The sequence below is a fragment of the Egibacteraceae bacterium genome (assembly GCA_035540635.1).
Lineage (GTDB): Bacteria > Actinomycetota > Nitriliruptoria > Euzebyales > Egibacteraceae > DATLGH01.
On the sequence record DATLGH010000110.1, the window covers coordinates 14,337 to 30,901 of the forward strand.

Here is a 16,565-nt window from a genome sequence, read left to right on the forward strand (position 1 = left end):
ACTATATGCGGCTAACATGGAGCGCAGCGTTACTAGTCCCCCCGGAGCAGCCGCGAAGGCCTGTGCGAAGGGGTGGCGACCAGTACGATGGATGTCCCAACCCGCGGAGGACCACGTATGTGTCTCGGCATTCCCGGCAAGATCGTGGAGCTGGTCGACCCCGACAACGGGATCGCCAAGGCGGACGTGAACGGGGTGCGCCGCAACGTCTCCATCCAGCTCATCCCCAAGGAAGAAGGCGGCGTCGAGGTCGGTGACTGGGTCCTGATCCACGTCGGCTTCGCGATGTCGAAGATCGACGAGCAGGAGGCCGAGGACACCTTCCGGTTCCTCGAGCAGCTCGGTGCCATGTACGAGGAGGAGCTCTCCGACCTCGCCAAGAGCGACATCGAGTAGGAGGCTCACTGTGAGCCAGCAGTCGACGGCAATGGTGCGGTCGGCGATCGATGACGCGAGAGCCCGCCGGCGGGCACCCGGCGAGGCGGTGGCGGCCGAAGCCGAGCGCGTTGCGCGAGCCTGCCACGCGATGGCGGCGCGCTTCCACCAGGGCGGCAAGCTCGTCGGCTTCGGCAACGGCGGCACGACCTCGGACGCCCAGCACGTGTCGGTGGAGTTCGTGCACCCCGTCATCGTGGGCAAGCGCGCCCTGCCGGGGATCTCGCTCACCAGCGACGTCGCGACGATCACCGGCGTGGCCAACGACGAGGGCTTCACCGAGGTCTTCGCCCACCAGCTGCGCTACCTCGCCAACCCCGAGGACATCGCGCTGGGGGTCTCCTCCGACGGGCGGTGCGCGAACGTCCTGCGGGGCCTCCAGGTCGCCAAGGAGCGCGGGCTGCTCACCGTCGCGCTCGTCGGCGGTGACGGCGGGCCGATCGCCGCGGATCCCGCCGTCGACCACGTGCTCCTCGCCAGGTCCCCCGATCCCCGTGTCGTGAAGGAGGTCCACGTGACCCTCTACCACATCCTGTGGGAGCTGGTGCACGTGTTCTTCGAGCAGCCGGGCGTGCTGAGCCCCGAGGTCCTGCGGTGAGCACCGATCCGATCCCTCTCGGCACGCAGCTCCCGCCGCCCGTCCCCGAGTGCTACGGAGACGTCTGCATCACGTGCTCCGACGAGGCGGTGGAGGTGACGGTCCTCGAGATGCTCGACGACGGGCTCGCCCGGGTGGACACCGGTGAGAGCGTCGAGGTGGTGAGCGTCATGCTCGTCGACGCCGAGGTCGGCGCTCGCATCCTCGTGCACGCCAAAGAAGCCATCGTCCGTCTGGAGGACTGAGGTGGACGCCGACGACCAGGTCGGGGGCATCGAGGCCCTCTACCCCTTCCTCTACGCCGACGCGTCCAACGTCGACGCCGTGCTCGCCGAGGTGCGCCGCTCCACGGTGGCCAAGGCCGCCGAGATCGTGGCGCTGCGCGAGGAGGTCTTCGACCTCCACGCCGAGCGGCTCGTCGCCTGCGCCGAGGCGATGGCCGCCTCCTTTGCCGCCGGCGGCAGGCTCTTCGCGTTCGGCAACGGCGGTTCGAGCACGGACGCCCAGGACGTCGTCAACACCTTCCTCCACCCCGGCCTCCCCACCGGACCGGCCGTCCGTCCGCTGCCGGCGCTGTCGCTCACCGGCGACGTGGCCGTGCTGACGGCCCTGTCCAACGACGTCGGGTTCGACGTCGTCTACGCTCGGCAGATCGCCGCCTTCTCCCGCGCCGGCGACATCGCGTTCGGGCTGTCGACGAGCGGCGGGTCGGCGAACGTGCTGCGGGCGTTCGACGAGGCCTCGCGACGCGGCCTCGTCACCGTGGGGCTCGCCGGCTACGACGGGGGCCAGATGGCTGACGCCGACACCATCGACTACCTGTTCGTTGTGCCGTCCTCCTCGGTGCACCGCATCCAGGAGGCCCAGACCACGCTGTACCACGTCCTGTGGGAACTCACCCAGACGGCCCTGGAAGGGCGAGGAGCGAAGCTATGAAGTTCGTCGACGAGTACCGCGACGCCGAGATCGCCAAGCGCCTGGCGAAGGAGATCGCCGAGCTCGCGGGGTCTCGGGAGTACAAGTTCATGGAGGTGTGCGGGGGTCACACGCACACCATCTACCGCCACGGCCTCGAGGACTACCTGCCCGAGAACGTGCACCTCATCCACGGCCCCGGCTGTCCCGTCTGCGTGATCCCGATGGGGCGGGTCGACGACGCGATCGCCATCGCCGAGCAGGACGACGTCATCATGACCTCGTTCGGCGACATGATGCGCGTGCCCGGCGGACGCGGCTCGTTCTTCGACTCGAACGCCGCCGGGGCGGACATCCGCATGGTGTACTCCCCGCTCGACGCGCTGAAGATCGCGCGCAACAACCGTGACAAGCGCGTCGTGTTCATGGCGATCGGCTTCGAGACCACGGCCCCCTCGACCGCGGCGACCGTGCTGCGTGCGGCCGCCGAGGGCCTCGACAACTTCTCCATCTTCTGCAACCACGTGACGATCATCCCGGCGATCAAGGCGATCCTCGACTCACCGGACCTGCGCCTCGACGGCTTCATCGGACCCGGCCACGTGTCGACGGTGATCGGCTGCCGCCCCTACGAGTTCATTCCCCGGGACTACGGCAAGCCGATCGTCTGCTCAGGCTTCGAGCCGCTCGACATCCTCCAGGGCGTCTACATGATCCTCAAGCAGATCCAGGAGGGCCGCTCGGAGGTGGAGAACCAGTACAGCCGCGTGGTGCCCTGGGACGGCAACCGCCGTGCCCTCGAGGTCATCGGCCGCACGATGGAGCTCCGCCCGTACTTCGAGTGGCGCGGGCTCGGCTTCATCTCCCAGTCGGCGATGCAGGTCCGCGAGGAGTACGCCGCCTTCGACGCCGAGCGCGTCTTCGACGTCCCCGGGGTCCGCGTGGCCGACCCGAAGGCCTGCCAGTGCGGTGAGGTCCTGAAGGGTGTGCTGAGGCCGTGGGAGTGCAAGGTGTTCGGCACCGCGTGCACACCGGAGACCCCGATCGGCACCTGCATGGTGTCGAGCGAGGGCGCCTGCGCCGCGTACTACAACTTCGGGCGCTTTACGCGTGAGCGCGTCCGGGAGGCGACCGTCACATGACCGACCAAGCGCACTCCGGCCCCCCCGTCCCCGGCGACGTGCAGGAGCGCTCCGCCGACTGGGCGGAGGAGGCCATCCGCGAGCACGAGGAGTTCCACGAGCTCGCCCCCCACACGCCGGGCGAGGAGCACCTGTCCCGTGAGGAGCAGGTGCTCCAGAAGATCGAGCGGGCCCGGGCGCGCCGGGCGCGGATCAAGGAAACGCGCATAACGATGTCGCACGGGGCGGGCGGCAAGGCCACCCAGACGCTCATCGACGCGGTCTTCCTCGAAAGCTTCCGCAACCCCACCCTCGAGCGCATGGAGGACCAGGCGCTGCTCGACGTGGGTGGCACCCGCCTGGCATTCACGACCGACTCGTTCGTCGTCTCGCCGCTCTTCTTCCCCGGTGGCAACATCGGCGACCTCGCCGTCAACGGCACGGTCAATGACCTCGCGGTGTCGGGCGCGCGCCCGCTGAGCCTGTCAGCCGCATTCATCCTCGAGGAGGGCTTCCCGATCGAGGACCTGCGACGCATCGTCGAGACGATGGCGACCGCAGCCGCTGCGGCCGGGGTCCAGATCGTCACCGGGGACACGAAGGTGGTGCCCCGCGGCAAGGGCGACGGCTGCTACATCAACACCGCCGGCGTCGGCGTGCTCGAGCGGGACATCAGCCTGTCCGCGACGAGCGCGCAGCCCGGCGACGCGATCATCGTCTCCGGCCCGGTGGGCGAGCACGGGGTCACCGTCATGCTCGCCCGCGGAGAGCTCGAGATCGAGTCCGACGTCGTCTCCGACACCGCGCCGCTCCACGAGCTCGTGGATCGGCTGCTCGACGCGACGAGGGGGGTGCGCTGCATGCGCGACGCCACCCGCGGCGGCGTCGCCACCGTGCTCAACGAGATCGCAAAGGCGTCCCAGACGGCCGCGGTGCTCGATGAGGGCAAGGTGCCGATGCGCCCGGACGTGTTCGGGGCGACGGAGATCCTCGGCATCGACGCCCTCTACGTCGCCTGCGAAGGGCGCATGGTCGTCGTCGTCGACGGCGCGGAGGCCGACGCCGCGCTCGAGGCCCTCCACTCGCACCCGCTCGGCAAGGGCGCTGCGGTCATCGGCTCGGTGAAGGAGGACCCGCCGGGGCTCGTGCTGCTGAAGACGACCTTCGGCGGCACCCGGATCGTCGACGTCCTCGTCGGCGACCCGCTCCCCCGCATCTGCTGAGGCGCCGCCAGAGGGCTACGGCCCTGTCGGCTCGGGCTCGTCCATGAGCTCGGTGACCTGCGCGACGGCCCGAGCGAACGCGACGGTGGAGAAGGTCTTCAGCCGCAGGTTCACCCCGCCCCGCGGCCCGTCGGCCTTGAGGCTGAGCGAGACGTCGGGGTGGCGCATGTACCAGCCGCCGACGGCGCGCAGGGCGCTCGCGCAGGCCGCCTTGTCGGGGAACTCGAGGAGGAACACCCGCAGGGTGACCTCCTCCGGCGGTGCGGTCGGGGTGAGGCGCGGACCGACGGCCTTCGCGGCCCCCGGCAGTGAGAGCTCCGGCAGGCGGGTGAGGCGCTGCTGGAGCCCCATCTGGTTCTTGAGCGCCTGTTGCAGCTCGTTCAGCGTGGTGGTCTGCTCCTCGACGTCGTAGGCCCCGTCGGGGAAGTTCACCACCACGCGCAGGTCGCTCACAGCGCCCGCGCCACGAACGCCTCGAGCTGGGCGAGGTTGCGTACCTCCACGACCTCGTCACACGCCGGCGCGAACGCGCTCATGACCGAGTCGCCCGTGTCCCAGTGGTCCCGTGGCTCGGGGTTCAGCCAGTACAGCCGGCGGGCGCGGTCGGCGACACGCTCGAGGTACTCGACGCCGGTGCTGCGGAAGTTGCCCCGCGCGTCGCCCATGACGAGGACCGTCGTGCGTGGCGCGATGTCCCTGCCGGCGCACTGCCAGAACTGTTCGAGGCAGTTGCCGTACCACGACTGCCCGTCGCCCTCCACGACGTTCGCCTCGCTCTCGACCCGGGCGAGCGCGGCGGGAAAGCTCCCCGCGGACTGCAGCAGGCCGGTCACCTCGTCGAGGGCGTCGACGAACACGAAGGTGCGGACCCGCTGGAACTGCGTGGCGAGCCCGTAGGTGAGCTCCAGCGTGAACTTGGCGAAGGCCCGCATCGAGCCGGAGATGTCGCAGAGCAGGACGATCTCGGGCTTGCCGGCGACCGGGCGGCGGAATCGCGGCTCGACGAGCGCGCCGCCGGTGGACAGCGATCCGCGGATGGTGCGGCGAAGGTCCAGCCGCCCCTGCCTGGCACGCCGGCGCCGGTGGGACAACCGCATGGTGAGTTTGCGGGCGAGCGGTACGAGGGCCGCGCGCATGCGCTCGAGGTCGGACTGGTTGGCCCAGAGGAAGTCGACCTCGTCGGGCGGGGGCCTGCGGTTGCGTCCCGAGAGCTCCTCGGGGTTGAGCACGGCGAGCATCTCCGAGAACACCTCTTGGGTGAGCATGTCCCGGAAGGCCTGCATCCGCTCGGTGAGGTCCTCGGTGATGGCCCGGCGCTCGAGGACGGAGTAGCCCTTGCCGCTCACCTCGTCCTCGTAGAGCTGGTTGAGGATGGCGTCGAGGTTCAGGCCCCGCAGGGCCCGGAAGACCGACGCGTCCTCGCTGAGGTTCGTCCCCGACTCGATGTCGCCGTGCTCCTGGACCCGGTCGTGGGCAAGGTGACGCAGGCGTTCGCGGTCGTTCGTGCGCAGCGCGTCGGTGAGCGTCTCGGTCGGGTCACCGCCACGCGCCACGCGCTCGGCCGTCGACGGGCCGCGGCGCGACGGGAAGTAGAGGTCGAAGGCGCGATCGAAACGCGGGCGCAGCGCCGGTTCCTTGCAGAGGGTTCCCGCCAGGCCCGCCCGCACGACCTCCCGGTGCTCGAGCGGCAGGGTCGGCAACGCCTCGAGCGCGTCGACGATCTCCGGCGCCGACACCGCGATGCCGGCGGCCCGCAGCTCGCGGGAGAAGGCGACGACGTGCTCCGCCAGGCCGTGGTCGCTCGGGTCATCCATCGTCTCTCTCAGCGAGCTCGCGCTCCACGGTCGCCTGGTCCACACGGTGCTTGAGCAGCGTTCCACCGGTGCGGACGAGCGTCTCCCGGTCCGTGGGCGACAGCCCGAGGTCAACGAGGGTCGCCGCCCAGTCGAGCGTCTCGGCGATCGACGGTGGCTTCTTCAGCTCGAGGCTGCGCATGGCCTGGACCATGCGCACCACCTGCTCGGCGAGCTGCTCGGAGATGCCCGGAACGCGGGACAGGATGATCGCCCGTTCGCGCTCCACCGACGGGTAGTCCATCCACTGGTAGAGGCAGCGGCGCTTGAGTGCCTCGGACAGCTCGCGCGTGGCGTTCGAGGTGAGGATGGTGACCGGCCGGGCCGTCGCGCTGATACGTCCGAGCTCGGGGATGGTGACCTGGAAGTCCGCCAGCACCTCGAGCAGCAGCGCCTCGGTCTCCATCTCGATGCGGTCGACCTCGTCGATGAGCAGCACGACGGGATCGGGGGCCCGGATGGCGTCGAGGACCGGACGGGACAGCAGGAACGGCTCGCTGAAGACGTCGTCGAGGCCGGCACCCTGGCCGTTGCCCCCGGCCTGCAGCCCGAGCAGCTGCTTGCGGTAGTTCCACTCGTAGAGGACCTTCGTCTCGTCCAGGCCCTCGTAGCACTGCAACCGCACCAGCCGCGCGCCCGTGGAGCTCGCGAGTGCCACGGCGAGCTCGGTCTTGCCGGTGCCGGCCGGGCCCTCGATGAGCAATGGCTTGCCGAGCCTCGCCGCGAGATACACGGTCGTGGCCGTGGCGGCGTCGGCGAGGTAGCCCCCCCGGCGCAGCACGTCGGCGGCCTGCTCGACCGACGCGATCTCGACCCCCGTCGCGGGAGCGGCCATGGCGCCTCCTTTGTACGTCTCGTACGTCTCGGCCAGGCTACAGGCGGATGAGGACGCGAATGCCGTCGGCTGTCGGCTGCCGCTCGATCCAGGCGTGGATGGGATCCACGTCACCGAACGCCTCGGCGATCGCGCTGCCCTCGGGAAGTGGGCCCCGCACCCGCACGAAGCGCTCGTTGAAGGCCTGGACCTCGTCCTGGCCCGGGACGACGCTCTCGAGCCAGCGGACCGGAAAGGGGTGATCGGTGAGCCCCGAAGGCGGGCGGTCGCAGGTGAACGAACGGAACGGCAGTTCGGCGATCTGGGCGGGGCGGCGCCCGTCAGGCTCCGCCACCCGGCCGCACTGCGGACATTCCCCCGGATCGGTCATCGCCATCTCCCGTTCCCGCGCGCGTCGCCGATCATGAGTTGCCCTGGAGCAGCTGGTCGAGCAGACGCCGGACCTCCGCGATCGCGACCTCCACCGCTCGGGCGACCGCCGGTGACAGCCCGACCTCGAGCGTCTCCGTCTCCTGCGGCTGGCAGCCGACGAGCAGGAACCGCTCGGGCAGCACGCCCAGGGCCTTGGCGAGCATGAAGGCGCTTTCGGGCTTCGTGTAGTGCATGTCGGCGAGGAAGTCCCACCGGGCCAGCTGAGGGAGGTCGTCCACGTCGGCGACCTCCGGCTCGATGACCATCACGGTGCCCGGCGGGCGGCCGTGGTCGACCGCGTCGAGGACGATGAGCACGTCGGTCGGATCGTACAGGGCCGTCACGAGGTTGATCCCACCCGTGCCGGTCTCGATCACCCGGACCGACTTACCGAGGTCGAGCGTTGCGAGACGGCGGGCGACCTCCACCCCGAACCCGTCGTCCCCCCGCAGCACCTGGCCGACACCGGCCACGAGCACGTCCATCAGCCGATGTCCCGCAGGGCGGCTCGGATCGCCTCCCGCCCCTCGTCGACACCCATGCGGACGAGCTCGGGAGTGTCGGCGCCGAGACCGCTGACGAGCTGGTCGGCGACGTAGAAGCCCGTCCGCCACTGCTCGTCGACGAAGCCCGCCCCGAAGAACGCCTCCGTCGCGCCCTCCGCATCGAGCGCGTCCCTGAACGCGGTCATGAGGAAGTCCCGGTGCTCCTCGCACCACGGCAGCCAGTCCTCGAACCCCCCCACGCCGTACCAGAAGTAGTCGGCCGGCGGGCGGTCGGGCACCACTTCCCGCGACACCCGGATGGCGAGGCCCTCCGCGAAAGCCGTCCAGGCGAGGTCCTCGGGAGGCCGCGCGCCGAGGAGCGTCTCGTGCCACGCGTGGGTGTCCTCGTGTGCGACGAGCACCCGAGCCGGGTCGCGGCCCCCGAACCACTCCAGACAGTGGAGGACCGCCACGTCCCCGTCGACACGGGCGACGCACGCGTTCGTCGAGAACGTGCCGACCATGAGGACGTGGAGCGGCTCGGGCAGGTCATCCAGGCCGAGTGCGTCGCGGACCGCCGGCTCGACCTCCTCGATGAGCCCGGGCATCACCGGAGCCGCCTGCTCGACCGTCCGGCGGACGTCGGACAGCTTGTGGGTCACCGCGGGCACCTGCTCGGGGTCGCCGTAGGTCGCGAAGTAGGCGGCGAAGACCTCGGGATGACGTGCGCGGTAGCGCTCCTCCCACAGCACGCCCCGGGTCACGCGATCTTTGAGGAAAGCCGCCCGGGCGAGGGCTACGAAGTCTGGGGTGGTGTCGAGGATGCGCGCCACGTCGACAGCCACGCTAGCACGATGCCGACGCCGGGCACGATGCCGCTTGGTGTTTACCCACGGTCGGACCTATGGCAGGCTCGACGGAAGAATCGAAAGCAGAGGTGTGTGATGGGGCTCTTCGACAAGATCGCAGGCAAGCCGGACAAAGAGGAAAGCAACGTCGAGCAGGATGCTGCCCGGCAGCTCGAGGCCGCCCGCCGGGACACCGCGCAGCAGCTCGGGGGAAGCCGCACCGGCGGTGGGTTCTCCGGTGCACCGCCCATGTCGCTCGGCTCCCGCCCGCCGACGGCTTCCGCTCCGGCGGCAACACCCGAGCCGGCCCCGCCGGCGACACCGCCGCCGGGCTTCCCGACGCCGCCCGCGGCGAACCCCTTCGCCACGGGGGGCGCCTCCGCGACGCCGCAGGAGGAGCGCCGGAGCATCACCGACATGGCCCTGCAGGACCTCCAGCGCCAGCGTCAGTCGGCGCCGAGCCAGACCCCCTACATCAAGACCGCCCGCCTTCCCGAGAACGAGCTCGAGCGGCGCCGCCCGCCGGCGCCGGGGGAGTCGCTTCCCGGCGTTCCCCCTCCCCACATCCCCTCGGAGGATCTCCGCGATCAGGCGCTGCGCGAGATCCTCGAGCGCAAGGAACGACTTGACCGCGAGTACCGGGCACGCCAGGCGCAGCAGCACGGCGTGAGCGGTGGCGAAGAAGGTTCCGCGCCCGGCGCGCCGGCGGCCCTCGCAGGTCCTGCGGCTCCGACCGGTCCGAAGACCAAGCTCCACGGGCTCGCGCGCAAGAAGCTCAGCCGGCCCGCGCCGGGCGCGGTGAGCGGCACAGCGCCGTCGCAACCCCCGGCCCCGGCCGCGGCACTGCAGCAGGCCGCGGCCCCACCACCGCAGGAGACCGCGGCGCCGCAGCCGCGACGCGCGTTGAAGAAGCTCGTCAAGCCCGCCGCAGTTCCCGAGGCGGCCCCCGCCGCAGCGCCGACCCCGGCACCGCCCGCGGCCCCGGCCCCTGCCGCGAACGGAGCCCCGTCGATCGCGGCTGCGCTCACGGGGGTGAAGGGCGTCGGGCCGAAGATCCTGCGCGGGCTCGAGGAGCACTTCGACTCGGTGCAGGAGATCAAGGAAGCCGACCTCGCCGCGCTGACCGCGGTGAACGGCATCGGCCCAGCGCTCGCTGCGCGCATCCAGTCCTCGCTGTAGGAGGCAGGCAGTACCCTGAAATCCGGATCGCCGAAGCACTCGCGGAGGCGACGGTCAACAGTGCAGGGTGTGGCGGTCCCCGCGGCCGCCATGGAGGTACTGACTCCATGGAGATGAGGGCACCGGCGACGCCGGAGCAGAAGCTTGCCGACCTCGAGGATCGGCTGAAGGCAACGCCGCGTGCGGCGCGGCCCCTCGAGCACGCGGCGCTGCGCCACTCGATCGGTCTGGCCTATGCCGAGCTTCCCTCGGGGGACCGCCACACGAACCTCCAGCGCGCGGTCGCGTCGTACCGGCAGGCCCTGAAGCTGTTCGGCGCCCAGCGCTTCCCCGTCGAGCACGGCCGCGTGCAGACCGCCCTGGGCGCGGCGTTGCGCGAGCTCGGTGAGCGGGACCAGGCGGTCGAGGCGTGCGCCCGAGCGGTCGAGCTGCTCGCCGGCGGACAGGCGCCGGGCGACCTCGGGGCCGCGCTGAACAACCTGGGGCTCACGCAGAGCGACCTCGGCCGGCACGAGGAGGCGGTCGTAAGCCTCCGGCAGGCGGTCGCGGTGTTCACCGCCGCGAAGGAGTCGCGTCAGCGGCCGATGGCGCTGCACAACCTCGGGCAGGCGCAGGCGGCCTCCGGCGACCACGCAGGAGCGGTCGAGACCTACGAGCAGGCCATCAGCGAGACCGACGACGAGTCACTGCCCTACCAGTGGGCGCTGCTTCAGCACGCCCGCGGCGTGTCGCTCACCGCGCTGGGCGAGGGACGTCAGGCCGCCGGGGCGTTCGAGGCTGCTCTAGGGGTGTTCACGCGGCAGCGCTACCCGTTCCCGCACGCGCTCGCGAAGAACAACCTCGGTCTCGCCTACGCCCAGCTCGGCGACGTCACGTCGCTGCGCAGGGCGCTCGCCGCCTACAGCGACGCGGTGCGCCTCCTCGACCCCCGACTGCACCGCCCGCAGTGGGAGCAGACCTACCGCAACCTCGAGCTCGCCGAGTCGGCGCTCGAGGCCCAGGGCCTGAAGGCCACGCGGACCGAGCACTTCGTCGCCCTGCTCGCCGAGGTCGACGACCGCGAGCGGCTCGCGCTGCTCCGCCGGCGGCTGCTCGACCTGCTCGGGCAGCCCGACAAGCAGCGCGACGAGCAGCTGGCGGAGCTCGACCTGGCGGTGCTGAGGCTCGACGAGCAGGCGGGGAAGCAGGTCACCGCGACGTGGCTCGAGGTGCTCATGGAGCTGCCCGACGATCTGCTCATCGCCGGGTTGAAGGCCCGCATGAACGCGCTCGCGCACCTCGACGACGACGAGGAGCGCGAGCAGGCGGCGGAGACACTCGAACGGGTCATCTCCTCCGAGCTGCTCGCCCCCCAGCGCATCCGCGTTCGCGACATGCTCGAGACCATGGGGTACGAGCGGCCATGACGTGCGGCAGTTCCGACGGGGATCACCGACGAGGCGAGCGAGGGGGTTCATCCGTGGTGAGCGGCAACGGGAAGCCTGTGGGGGACGACGATCTCGAGGAGGCGCAGGCGGTCGCGCAGCGTTTCCTCACCCTCGTCGGGGAGGGCGACCACCGGGGCGTCTGGGACCTGTTCTCCGAGAACGCCCAGGCCTACGTCCTCAACCGCGCCGTGGACCGCGGCATGGACTTCGACCTGATGAGCGCGATCCGCCAGGGCGCCGCCTCCGACGAGCAGTTCGACGACTACCTCCAGGACCTGCTCGAAGGGCTGCGCCGGGACCTGCGCGGTGTGGACCTCGCCCGCTTGAAATTCCAGGCGACGCCGGAGCCGGAGACCGCCGGGATGGTGCGGGTCGTCTACCTCCTCGAGATGGACGTCGCCATCGGCGATCAACGTCCCTCCATCCCGGCCGGGTCGGTGCTCGTCGCGCCGCAGGAAGGCGAATGGAAGGTGGAGCGGCTGATTCCCCGGCCGGGCTAGCCGTGCAACCGGCAGACGGCGACGACCTCTCCCCCGACCGGGTTGCCGCGGCGCTCGGCCCGGACGCGTCGCTGGGGCGACCCGTGCAGCACTACGGCGTCGCGGTGTCGGCCGAGTCGCTCGCGCTCGGGTGGGCCCGCCAGCACGACGCTCCCGAGGGCGCCCTCGTCGTGGCGGACGTCGAGCTCTCCGCACGCGGCCGGCGCGGCCAGACCTGGGTCTCCAGGGCCGGTCGCTCGCTGGCGTTCTCGGTGGTGCTGCGTCCGGGGCTGCCGCCCGCGGGAGAGGGCCTGCTGTGGCTGCTCGCGTCGCTGGCCGCCGCCGAGGGGCTCGAGGCCGTGACCGACCTCGACGTGCGGCTCAAGTGGCCGAACGACCTGCTCGTCGGCGGGCGGGGCATCGGGGGGATCCGGATCGACGCCCACCTCGGCCCGGGCTCCATCGAGTCCGCGGTCGTCACCGTGCGCGTCAACGTGGGCCTGCACGAGGACGACTTCCCCGCCGAGCTTCGCGGTGGGGTCACGAGCCTTGCGATGGAGGGCGCGCAGCGGGCCCGGTCGGACGTGCTGGCCGCCGTCCTCGACCGGCTGGCGGCCCGCTACGAGGCTGGTGTGGCGAGCCTGCTCGACGACTACCGGGCGCGCTGCGAGACGATCGGCACCCGCGTGCGGGCGCTGCTCATGCCGACCGGCGAGGCCGTGGGCCTCGCGGCCGACGTCGACGACCACGGGGCGCTCGTGCTCGAGACACCCGGTGGGCGCGGCGGCATCGGCGTCGACCGGGTGCAGCGCCTCGAGCGGGCCTGAACGTCACGGGCGCTCGAGGGCGGCGCGCGACCGCTCACTCCTCGTCGGGCAGGGCCGCCGCGCGCGCCGCCTCCTCCGGCACCGGGATCGCCGAGCCACCGGTGCCGAGCGGCTCGCGTCGCAGGCGCAGGGTGTCCCAGTGACCGAACTCGTTCTCCGGCTGCCAGCGCATCATCCAGCAGCGGTCGCCCCAGCGCTCGTGGAGCTCCTGCTGCGCGGGCTCGCAGAGGAACTTGGAGCACGCCTGCTCGTCGCGCAGGACGGCGAGCGCGTAGTGGTCGGACCAGCCCGAGAAGCCGGTGACGCTGCGCAGCACGCCGCCGTCAGCCGTGAGGCGCCGCCCGACCCGACGGATGTCCCACCAGGCCCACAGGGACTGCCCCAGGTCGTCCGCCTCGATCCGGACGACGATCGCACCGGCCCCGCTCACCGCTCTGCGGTGCCGGCGTGCGGCGGGCGACGTGTCGTAGGTGGGGGCGCCCTCAGGGCCGGCGGAGGCCTTCAGCACGGGCAGCGCGTCGAGCACGGCGTCGAGGGCCCGCTGCTCCTCAGGGGTGCGGGCACGCGCTTTCCTGCCCTGGCCCGTGGGCCCGAGGGTCGCGTCGCTCCAGCGCCCCACCTCCTCGGTCGTCGGCCTCCACCGCATGAGCCAGAAGCTCTCGAGCCACTTGCCGAACTCCCACATGATGTCCTCGTGCGCACCCGAGCGCATGAACTCGAACATCTTGTCCCGCGTCTCCCAGACGGTGATCGTCCAGAACTCGCGGGGGCCGGCGATGATGCTCGCGAAGCGGACGCAGCCGGGGGTGACCGCGAGCTGACGGCGGATCCGGCGGGAGGAGAGGAACATCTGGGGGAACCGCCACACGCCCCGGAGGCGGGACCGGGTGGTGACGGCGAACTTCACCGAGGAGGTCATCGCAGGTCCTCCTACGTCGTTCTCGCTTCGTCGGCCGCGTAGTCGATGAGCGTCTGCGTGAGCACGACGCCGTGCTTCTCGCGCGCATGCGCGGCCACCTGCGCGAGCAGGTCCTCCACGGTCGCGGCTCGGTGGACGGCCCCGCAGGCCACCCCCACGTCGGCGCAGGCGAGTTGGACGGCCATATCGCTCCCATATAGGTGTTGGTGTGTGCGTGGGGGACGCCTACGTCCCCGCGTCGACCTTCGCTGCGAAGTCCTCCAGGGCGTCGGCGACGGCGGTGAGGTTGCCGCTCACGTCGGCCAGCGCCGGTCCGGCAGGCCCCGTGCGGTGCGCGACCGCGCGCACGCCGAAGGTGACCTTGCCGAGCGTGTCGTTGACGTGGCTGAGGATGACCACGATCCAGATGAGGTAGAAGGCCAGCGCGGCGACGAGGAGGGCGACGAGGCCGAGCGTGACGATCGCCGCTGCGGACATCGGCCGATTCCTCTCGGTCAGGCGAGACGGCGGAGCGCGCTCACGTAGCGGGCCGCGTTGTCGGTGACGCGACGAGCCACGTCGCGGGTGTCGGCCAGGGCGGGCAGGGGGTCGAGGGTACCGGTCAGCCGGACGCCGTGCTCGAGGATCTCGTCGGCGTACTGGCGGATCTCCAACGCCTGGGCGATGACCCGGTTGGCGAGGAGGACGACGAGCGGGATGACCGCGAGCAGCCCGACGGCGTTCGCGACCCACCACAGCGTCACGCGCGACCTCCTCGTCGTCGTGCCGGTCCGCACCTCGCCTGGCTGCCCAAAGCCGGGATACCTGCCCCCGGCGGACGACCCGACTATATCATTGCGGAGTAGTCACCCACCGCGCGCTCGGGAGGTCCGGGGCAGTGCGGATGCCGCCGCTGGACGAGGAGGACGCAAATGAAGCTCGGAATCGTCGGGAAGGGCGGGGTAGGCAAGACGACCGTGTCCGCCCTCATCTCGCAGGCCTACGCCGCGCGCGGCGCCCGCGTCGTTGCCATCGACACCGACTCCAACCCCAACCTCGGCATGTCGCTCGGCATGGACTGGGACGAGATGGAGGCCGTGCCGGTCATGCCCCGTGCCCTGATCGTCGGCAGCGAGGGAGACCTGACGGCCCAGGAGGTGATCGAGAAGTACGGTCGCCCCACACCGGCCGGCCCGGTCCTCCTCTCGGCCATCCGCGTCACCCAGGCGGGCTCCGGCTGCACCTGCTCCGGCCACGCGACGGTGCGCAACTTCCTCGGCGAGGTGCTCGCGGAGGAGGCCGACGTGACGCTCATCGACATGGAGGCCGGCCTCGAGCACCTGAGCCGCTCCGGCGGCACCCTCGCGTACGCCGACGTCCTGCTCGTCGTGATGGAGCCGAGCCGCAAGTCGGTCATCACCGCTGCGCGCACCCTCGCCCTCGCCGAGGAGCTCGGCATCCCCAGGGTGTACGGCCTCGGCAACAAGGCCCGCATGCCCGAGGACGCCGAGTTCTTCGCCGAGTTGGCTGCGGAGTACAACGTCCCCCTCGCGGGGGTCATCCCCCTCGATCCCGCCGTGGCCGACGCCGACCGGGCGGGGTCCGCGGTGACCGCCACACCCCCCGAGGCGGTGCGTGCGGCGCTCGACGCCGTCATCGACCTCATCGAGGGCTCCTCAGTGAGCGACCAGGCCCCCGTGCGCTGACCCCCACGGGGGGCGGGCGAAGTTTTTTTCGCCAACCCGGTTGACATTCAACCTGGATGCAGGGTCTACCTTGGGGGCATGACCCGCCTCACCGTCTCCAAGCTCGCTGAACGCGTCGGCAGCACGCCGTCCGCGCTGCGCTACTACGAGCGCATCGGCCTGCTGCCCGCCCCCCGGCGGAGCGCCGGGGGCTACCGGCTCTACGACGAGACCGCCGAGGAGCGCGTGCGGTTCATCAAACGGGCCCAGCGCTTCGGCCTGCGCCTCGACGAGATCAGTGACCTCCTGTCCATCCGCGAGCGCGGGCAGTGTCCGTGCGGGCACACCCGCGACCTCCTCGCGGGGCGCCTCGCGGAGATCGACGAGGAGATGGCCGGCCTCGCCCGGCTGCGCCAGGACATCGAGCGCATGGTCGAGGACCTGCCGTCCAGCGAGGACCGCGCCGACTGGGCCTGCGGCGGCGAGCTCGTCACGCTGACCCGCCGCCCCCCCGATCACCACGCCAACACCAACCTTGAAGCCTGATGAGAGACGAGAAAGGACACCGACCATGAGCACCACCGACACCGGCTGCCAGTGTGGCTGCAGCACGATGACCGTCGTCACGGAGGCGGCCGAGCCCTGCGGCTGCGGCTGCGAGTGCTGCGCCGCCGTCCCACAGAGCGCCCAGGAGGAGATCACCCAGCTGCGTCAGCTTCGCGAGAACGTCGAGCAGCGCCTGCAGACGCTCCAGGCGAGCGGCGAAGGCGCCGCCGCGGCATGCGGCTGCGGCTGCGGCAGCGCGAGCAGCTCCGGCCCGGCCGAACCGTGCGCCTGCGGCTGCGACTGCTGCCAGGTCGCTTCCTGACCCGGCCGGCTCGGCCGGCAGCCGTCGGAGGACCGACCTCCCCGCCCTGCTGCCTCAGCTAGGACGCGGGGAGGAGGTCCTCGGCGAGCGCCGCGAGCGCCGCCACGGCCGGCGCGTCGGGGTCGAGGTCAAGGGGCGCGATCCCCTTGCGGTCGGCCTCGACGATCACCGGGTCGTCGGGCACACCCACGACCTCCACCCCGGGCGGAAAGGCCGCACGGATCCGCTCGAGGTCGTCCTCGCCCCGGATGCGGTTGGCGAGGACCACCGTGCGCATCGCCGCGCGCTCCCCCGCGAGCTCGGCGGCACGGGCGCCGACCTCGAGCGACTTCGACATCGCCTCGACGACGATGACGACCACGTCGACGGCGTTCTCCGCCAGGCGCGTGAGCGTGCCGATCCCCGCCTCGCAGTCCGCGATGACCACCGATGCGCCGAACTCCCCGGACCCGAGCAACTGCTCGGGTGAGAGCCCGCA

At 71.5% G+C, this 16,565-nt stretch carries 24 protein-coding genes; 13 read left to right on the forward strand and 11 right to left on the reverse strand.

Annotation, left to right across the window (positions count from 1 at the left end):
* The first annotated feature begins 117 nt into the window (after positions 1-117).
* From VM324_16960 to hypE, 6 genes are read left to right on the forward strand one after another with little or no spacing between them, the layout of a single operon-like run.
* Complete coding sequence (locus VM324_16960; protein HVM00983.1) at positions 118-396, forward strand: HypC/HybG/HupF family hydrogenase formation chaperone; 279 nt, start codon at positions 118-120, stop codon at positions 394-396.
* Between the two features lie 10 nt (positions 397-406).
* On the forward strand, positions 407-1,033 hold the full coding sequence (locus VM324_16965; protein HVM00984.1) for an SIS domain-containing protein: 627 nt from the start codon (positions 407-409) through the stop codon (positions 1,031-1,033).
* On the forward strand, positions 1,030-1,278 hold the full coding sequence (locus tag VM324_16970) for a hypothetical protein (GenBank protein ID HVM00985.1): 249 nt from the start codon (positions 1,030-1,032) through the stop codon (positions 1,276-1,278). The genes VM324_16965 and VM324_16970 overlap by 4 nt, the downstream gene beginning before the upstream one ends.
* Position 1,279: 1 nt before the next feature.
* Positions 1,280-1,969, forward strand: a complete 690-nt coding sequence (locus VM324_16975; GenBank protein HVM00986.1) for an SIS domain-containing protein — start codon at positions 1,280-1,282, stop codon at positions 1,967-1,969.
* On the forward strand, positions 1,966-3,090 hold the full coding sequence (gene hypD, locus VM324_16980; GenBank protein HVM00987.1) for a hydrogenase formation protein HypD: 1,125 nt from the start codon (positions 1,966-1,968) through the stop codon (positions 3,088-3,090). Before VM324_16975 ends, hypD begins: the two co-directional genes overlap by 4 nt.
* Positions 3,087-4,292 carry a hydrogenase expression/formation protein HypE gene (gene hypE / locus VM324_16985; GenBank protein HVM00988.1) on the forward strand — a complete coding sequence of 402 codons (1,206 nt, stop codon included), beginning with the start codon at positions 3,087-3,089 and terminating at the stop codon, positions 4,290-4,292. The genes hypD and hypE overlap by 4 nt, the downstream gene beginning before the upstream one ends.
* A 15-nt stretch (positions 4,293-4,307) precedes the next feature.
* Here the strand turns inward: hypE and VM324_16990 are convergent, their stop codons facing one another.
* The 6 genes from VM324_16990 to VM324_17015 are packed head-to-tail and all read right to left on the reverse strand — an operon-like array spanning position 4,308 to position 8,721.
* Positions 4,308-4,745, reverse strand: coding sequence for a hypothetical protein (locus tag VM324_16990; GenBank protein HVM00989.1), 438 nt, complete (start codon positions 4,743-4,745; stop codon positions 4,308-4,310).
* Positions 4,742-6,106, reverse strand: a complete 1,365-nt coding sequence (locus tag VM324_16995) for a VWA domain-containing protein (GenBank protein ID HVM00990.1) — start codon at positions 6,104-6,106, stop codon at positions 4,742-4,744. Before VM324_16995 ends, VM324_16990 begins: the two co-directional genes overlap by 4 nt.
* Positions 6,099-6,980: a MoxR family ATPase gene (locus VM324_17000; GenBank protein HVM00991.1), complete on the reverse strand. Its 882-nt coding sequence runs from the start codon at positions 6,978-6,980 to the stop codon at positions 6,099-6,101. Before VM324_17000 ends, VM324_16995 begins: the two co-directional genes overlap by 8 nt.
* 37 nt (positions 6,981-7,017) lie before the next feature.
* Positions 7,018-7,350 carry a hypothetical protein gene (locus VM324_17005; GenBank protein HVM00992.1) on the reverse strand — a complete coding sequence of 111 codons (333 nt, stop codon included), beginning with the start codon at positions 7,348-7,350 and terminating at the stop codon, positions 7,018-7,020.
* Positions 7,351-7,381: 31 nt separating this feature from the next.
* The gene (locus VM324_17010; GenBank protein HVM00993.1) at positions 7,382-7,876 is read right to left on the reverse strand and encodes a hydrogenase maturation protease; all 495 of its coding nucleotides are present in this window, start codon (positions 7,874-7,876) and stop codon (positions 7,382-7,384) included.
* On the reverse strand, positions 7,876-8,721 hold the full coding sequence (locus VM324_17015) for a hypothetical protein (GenBank protein ID HVM00994.1): 846 nt from the start codon (positions 8,719-8,721) through the stop codon (positions 7,876-7,878). The genes VM324_17010 and VM324_17015 overlap by 1 nt, the downstream gene beginning before the upstream one ends.
* Before the next feature lie 99 nt (positions 8,722-8,820).
* On the opposite strand from VM324_17015, the gene VM324_17020 reads away from it, so the two are divergent.
* From VM324_17020 to VM324_17035, 4 genes are all read left to right on the forward strand, one after another.
* The gene (locus tag VM324_17020) at positions 8,821-9,903 is read left to right on the forward strand and encodes a helix-hairpin-helix domain-containing protein (GenBank protein HVM00995.1); all 1,083 of its coding nucleotides are present in this window, start codon (positions 8,821-8,823) and stop codon (positions 9,901-9,903) included.
* A 107-nt stretch (positions 9,904-10,010) separates the two neighbouring features.
* Positions 10,011-11,309, forward strand: a complete 1,299-nt coding sequence (locus VM324_17025; GenBank protein ID HVM00996.1) for a tetratricopeptide repeat protein — start codon at positions 10,011-10,013, stop codon at positions 11,307-11,309.
* Positions 11,310-11,386: 77 nt separating this feature from the next.
* Positions 11,387-11,830, forward strand: a complete 444-nt coding sequence (locus VM324_17030; GenBank protein HVM00997.1) for a hypothetical protein — start codon at positions 11,387-11,389, stop codon at positions 11,828-11,830.
* 2 nt (positions 11,831-11,832) lie between these two features.
* On the forward strand, positions 11,833-12,636 hold the full coding sequence (locus VM324_17035; GenBank protein HVM00998.1) for a biotin--[acetyl-CoA-carboxylase] ligase: 804 nt from the start codon (positions 11,833-11,835) through the stop codon (positions 12,634-12,636).
* 34 nt (positions 12,637-12,670) lie between these two features.
* On the opposite strand, the gene VM324_17040 is transcribed toward VM324_17035, so the two are convergent.
* From VM324_17040 to VM324_17055, 4 genes are read right to left on the reverse strand one after another with little or no spacing between them, the layout of a single operon-like run.
* Positions 12,671-13,555 (reverse strand): hypothetical protein, encoded by an 885-nt coding sequence (locus VM324_17040; GenBank protein HVM00999.1) that lies wholly within the window; start codon positions 13,553-13,555, stop codon positions 12,671-12,673.
* 11 nt (positions 13,556-13,566) lie between these two features.
* Positions 13,567-13,740, reverse strand: a complete 174-nt coding sequence (locus tag VM324_17045) for a DUF1059 domain-containing protein (protein ID HVM01000.1) — start codon at positions 13,738-13,740, stop codon at positions 13,567-13,569.
* 40 nt (positions 13,741-13,780) lie between these two features.
* Positions 13,781-14,032 (reverse strand): hypothetical protein, encoded by a 252-nt coding sequence (locus VM324_17050; GenBank protein HVM01001.1) that lies wholly within the window; start codon positions 14,030-14,032, stop codon positions 13,781-13,783.
* Positions 14,033-14,049: 17 nt separating this feature from the next.
* Positions 14,050-14,298: a hypothetical protein gene (locus tag VM324_17055; protein ID HVM01002.1), complete on the reverse strand. Its 249-nt coding sequence runs from the start codon at positions 14,296-14,298 to the stop codon at positions 14,050-14,052.
* 168 nt (positions 14,299-14,466) lie between these two features.
* Here VM324_17055 and VM324_17060 point away from each other — a divergent pair, with 168 nt between their 5' ends.
* The 3 genes from VM324_17060 (at position 14,467) to VM324_17070 (ending at position 16,087) form a co-directional block, all read left to right on the forward strand.
* Positions 14,467-15,240: an AAA family ATPase gene (locus VM324_17060; protein ID HVM01003.1), complete on the forward strand. Its 774-nt coding sequence runs from the start codon at positions 14,467-14,469 to the stop codon at positions 15,238-15,240.
* A gap of 78 nt (positions 15,241-15,318) precedes the next feature.
* On the forward strand, positions 15,319-15,765 hold the full coding sequence (locus VM324_17065) for a heavy metal-responsive transcriptional regulator (GenBank protein ID HVM01004.1): 447 nt from the start codon (positions 15,319-15,321) through the stop codon (positions 15,763-15,765).
* Between the two features lie 25 nt (positions 15,766-15,790).
* Positions 15,791-16,087: a hypothetical protein gene (locus VM324_17070; protein ID HVM01005.1), complete on the forward strand. Its 297-nt coding sequence runs from the start codon at positions 15,791-15,793 to the stop codon at positions 16,085-16,087.
* A gap of 58 nt (positions 16,088-16,145) precedes the next feature.
* Here VM324_17070 and VM324_17075 read toward each other — a convergent pair whose 3' ends face one another.
* Complete coding sequence (locus tag VM324_17075; GenBank protein ID HVM01006.1) at positions 16,146-16,514, reverse strand: hypothetical protein; 369 nt, start codon at positions 16,512-16,514, stop codon at positions 16,146-16,148.
* Between the last annotated feature and the right edge of the window lie 51 nt (positions 16,515-16,565).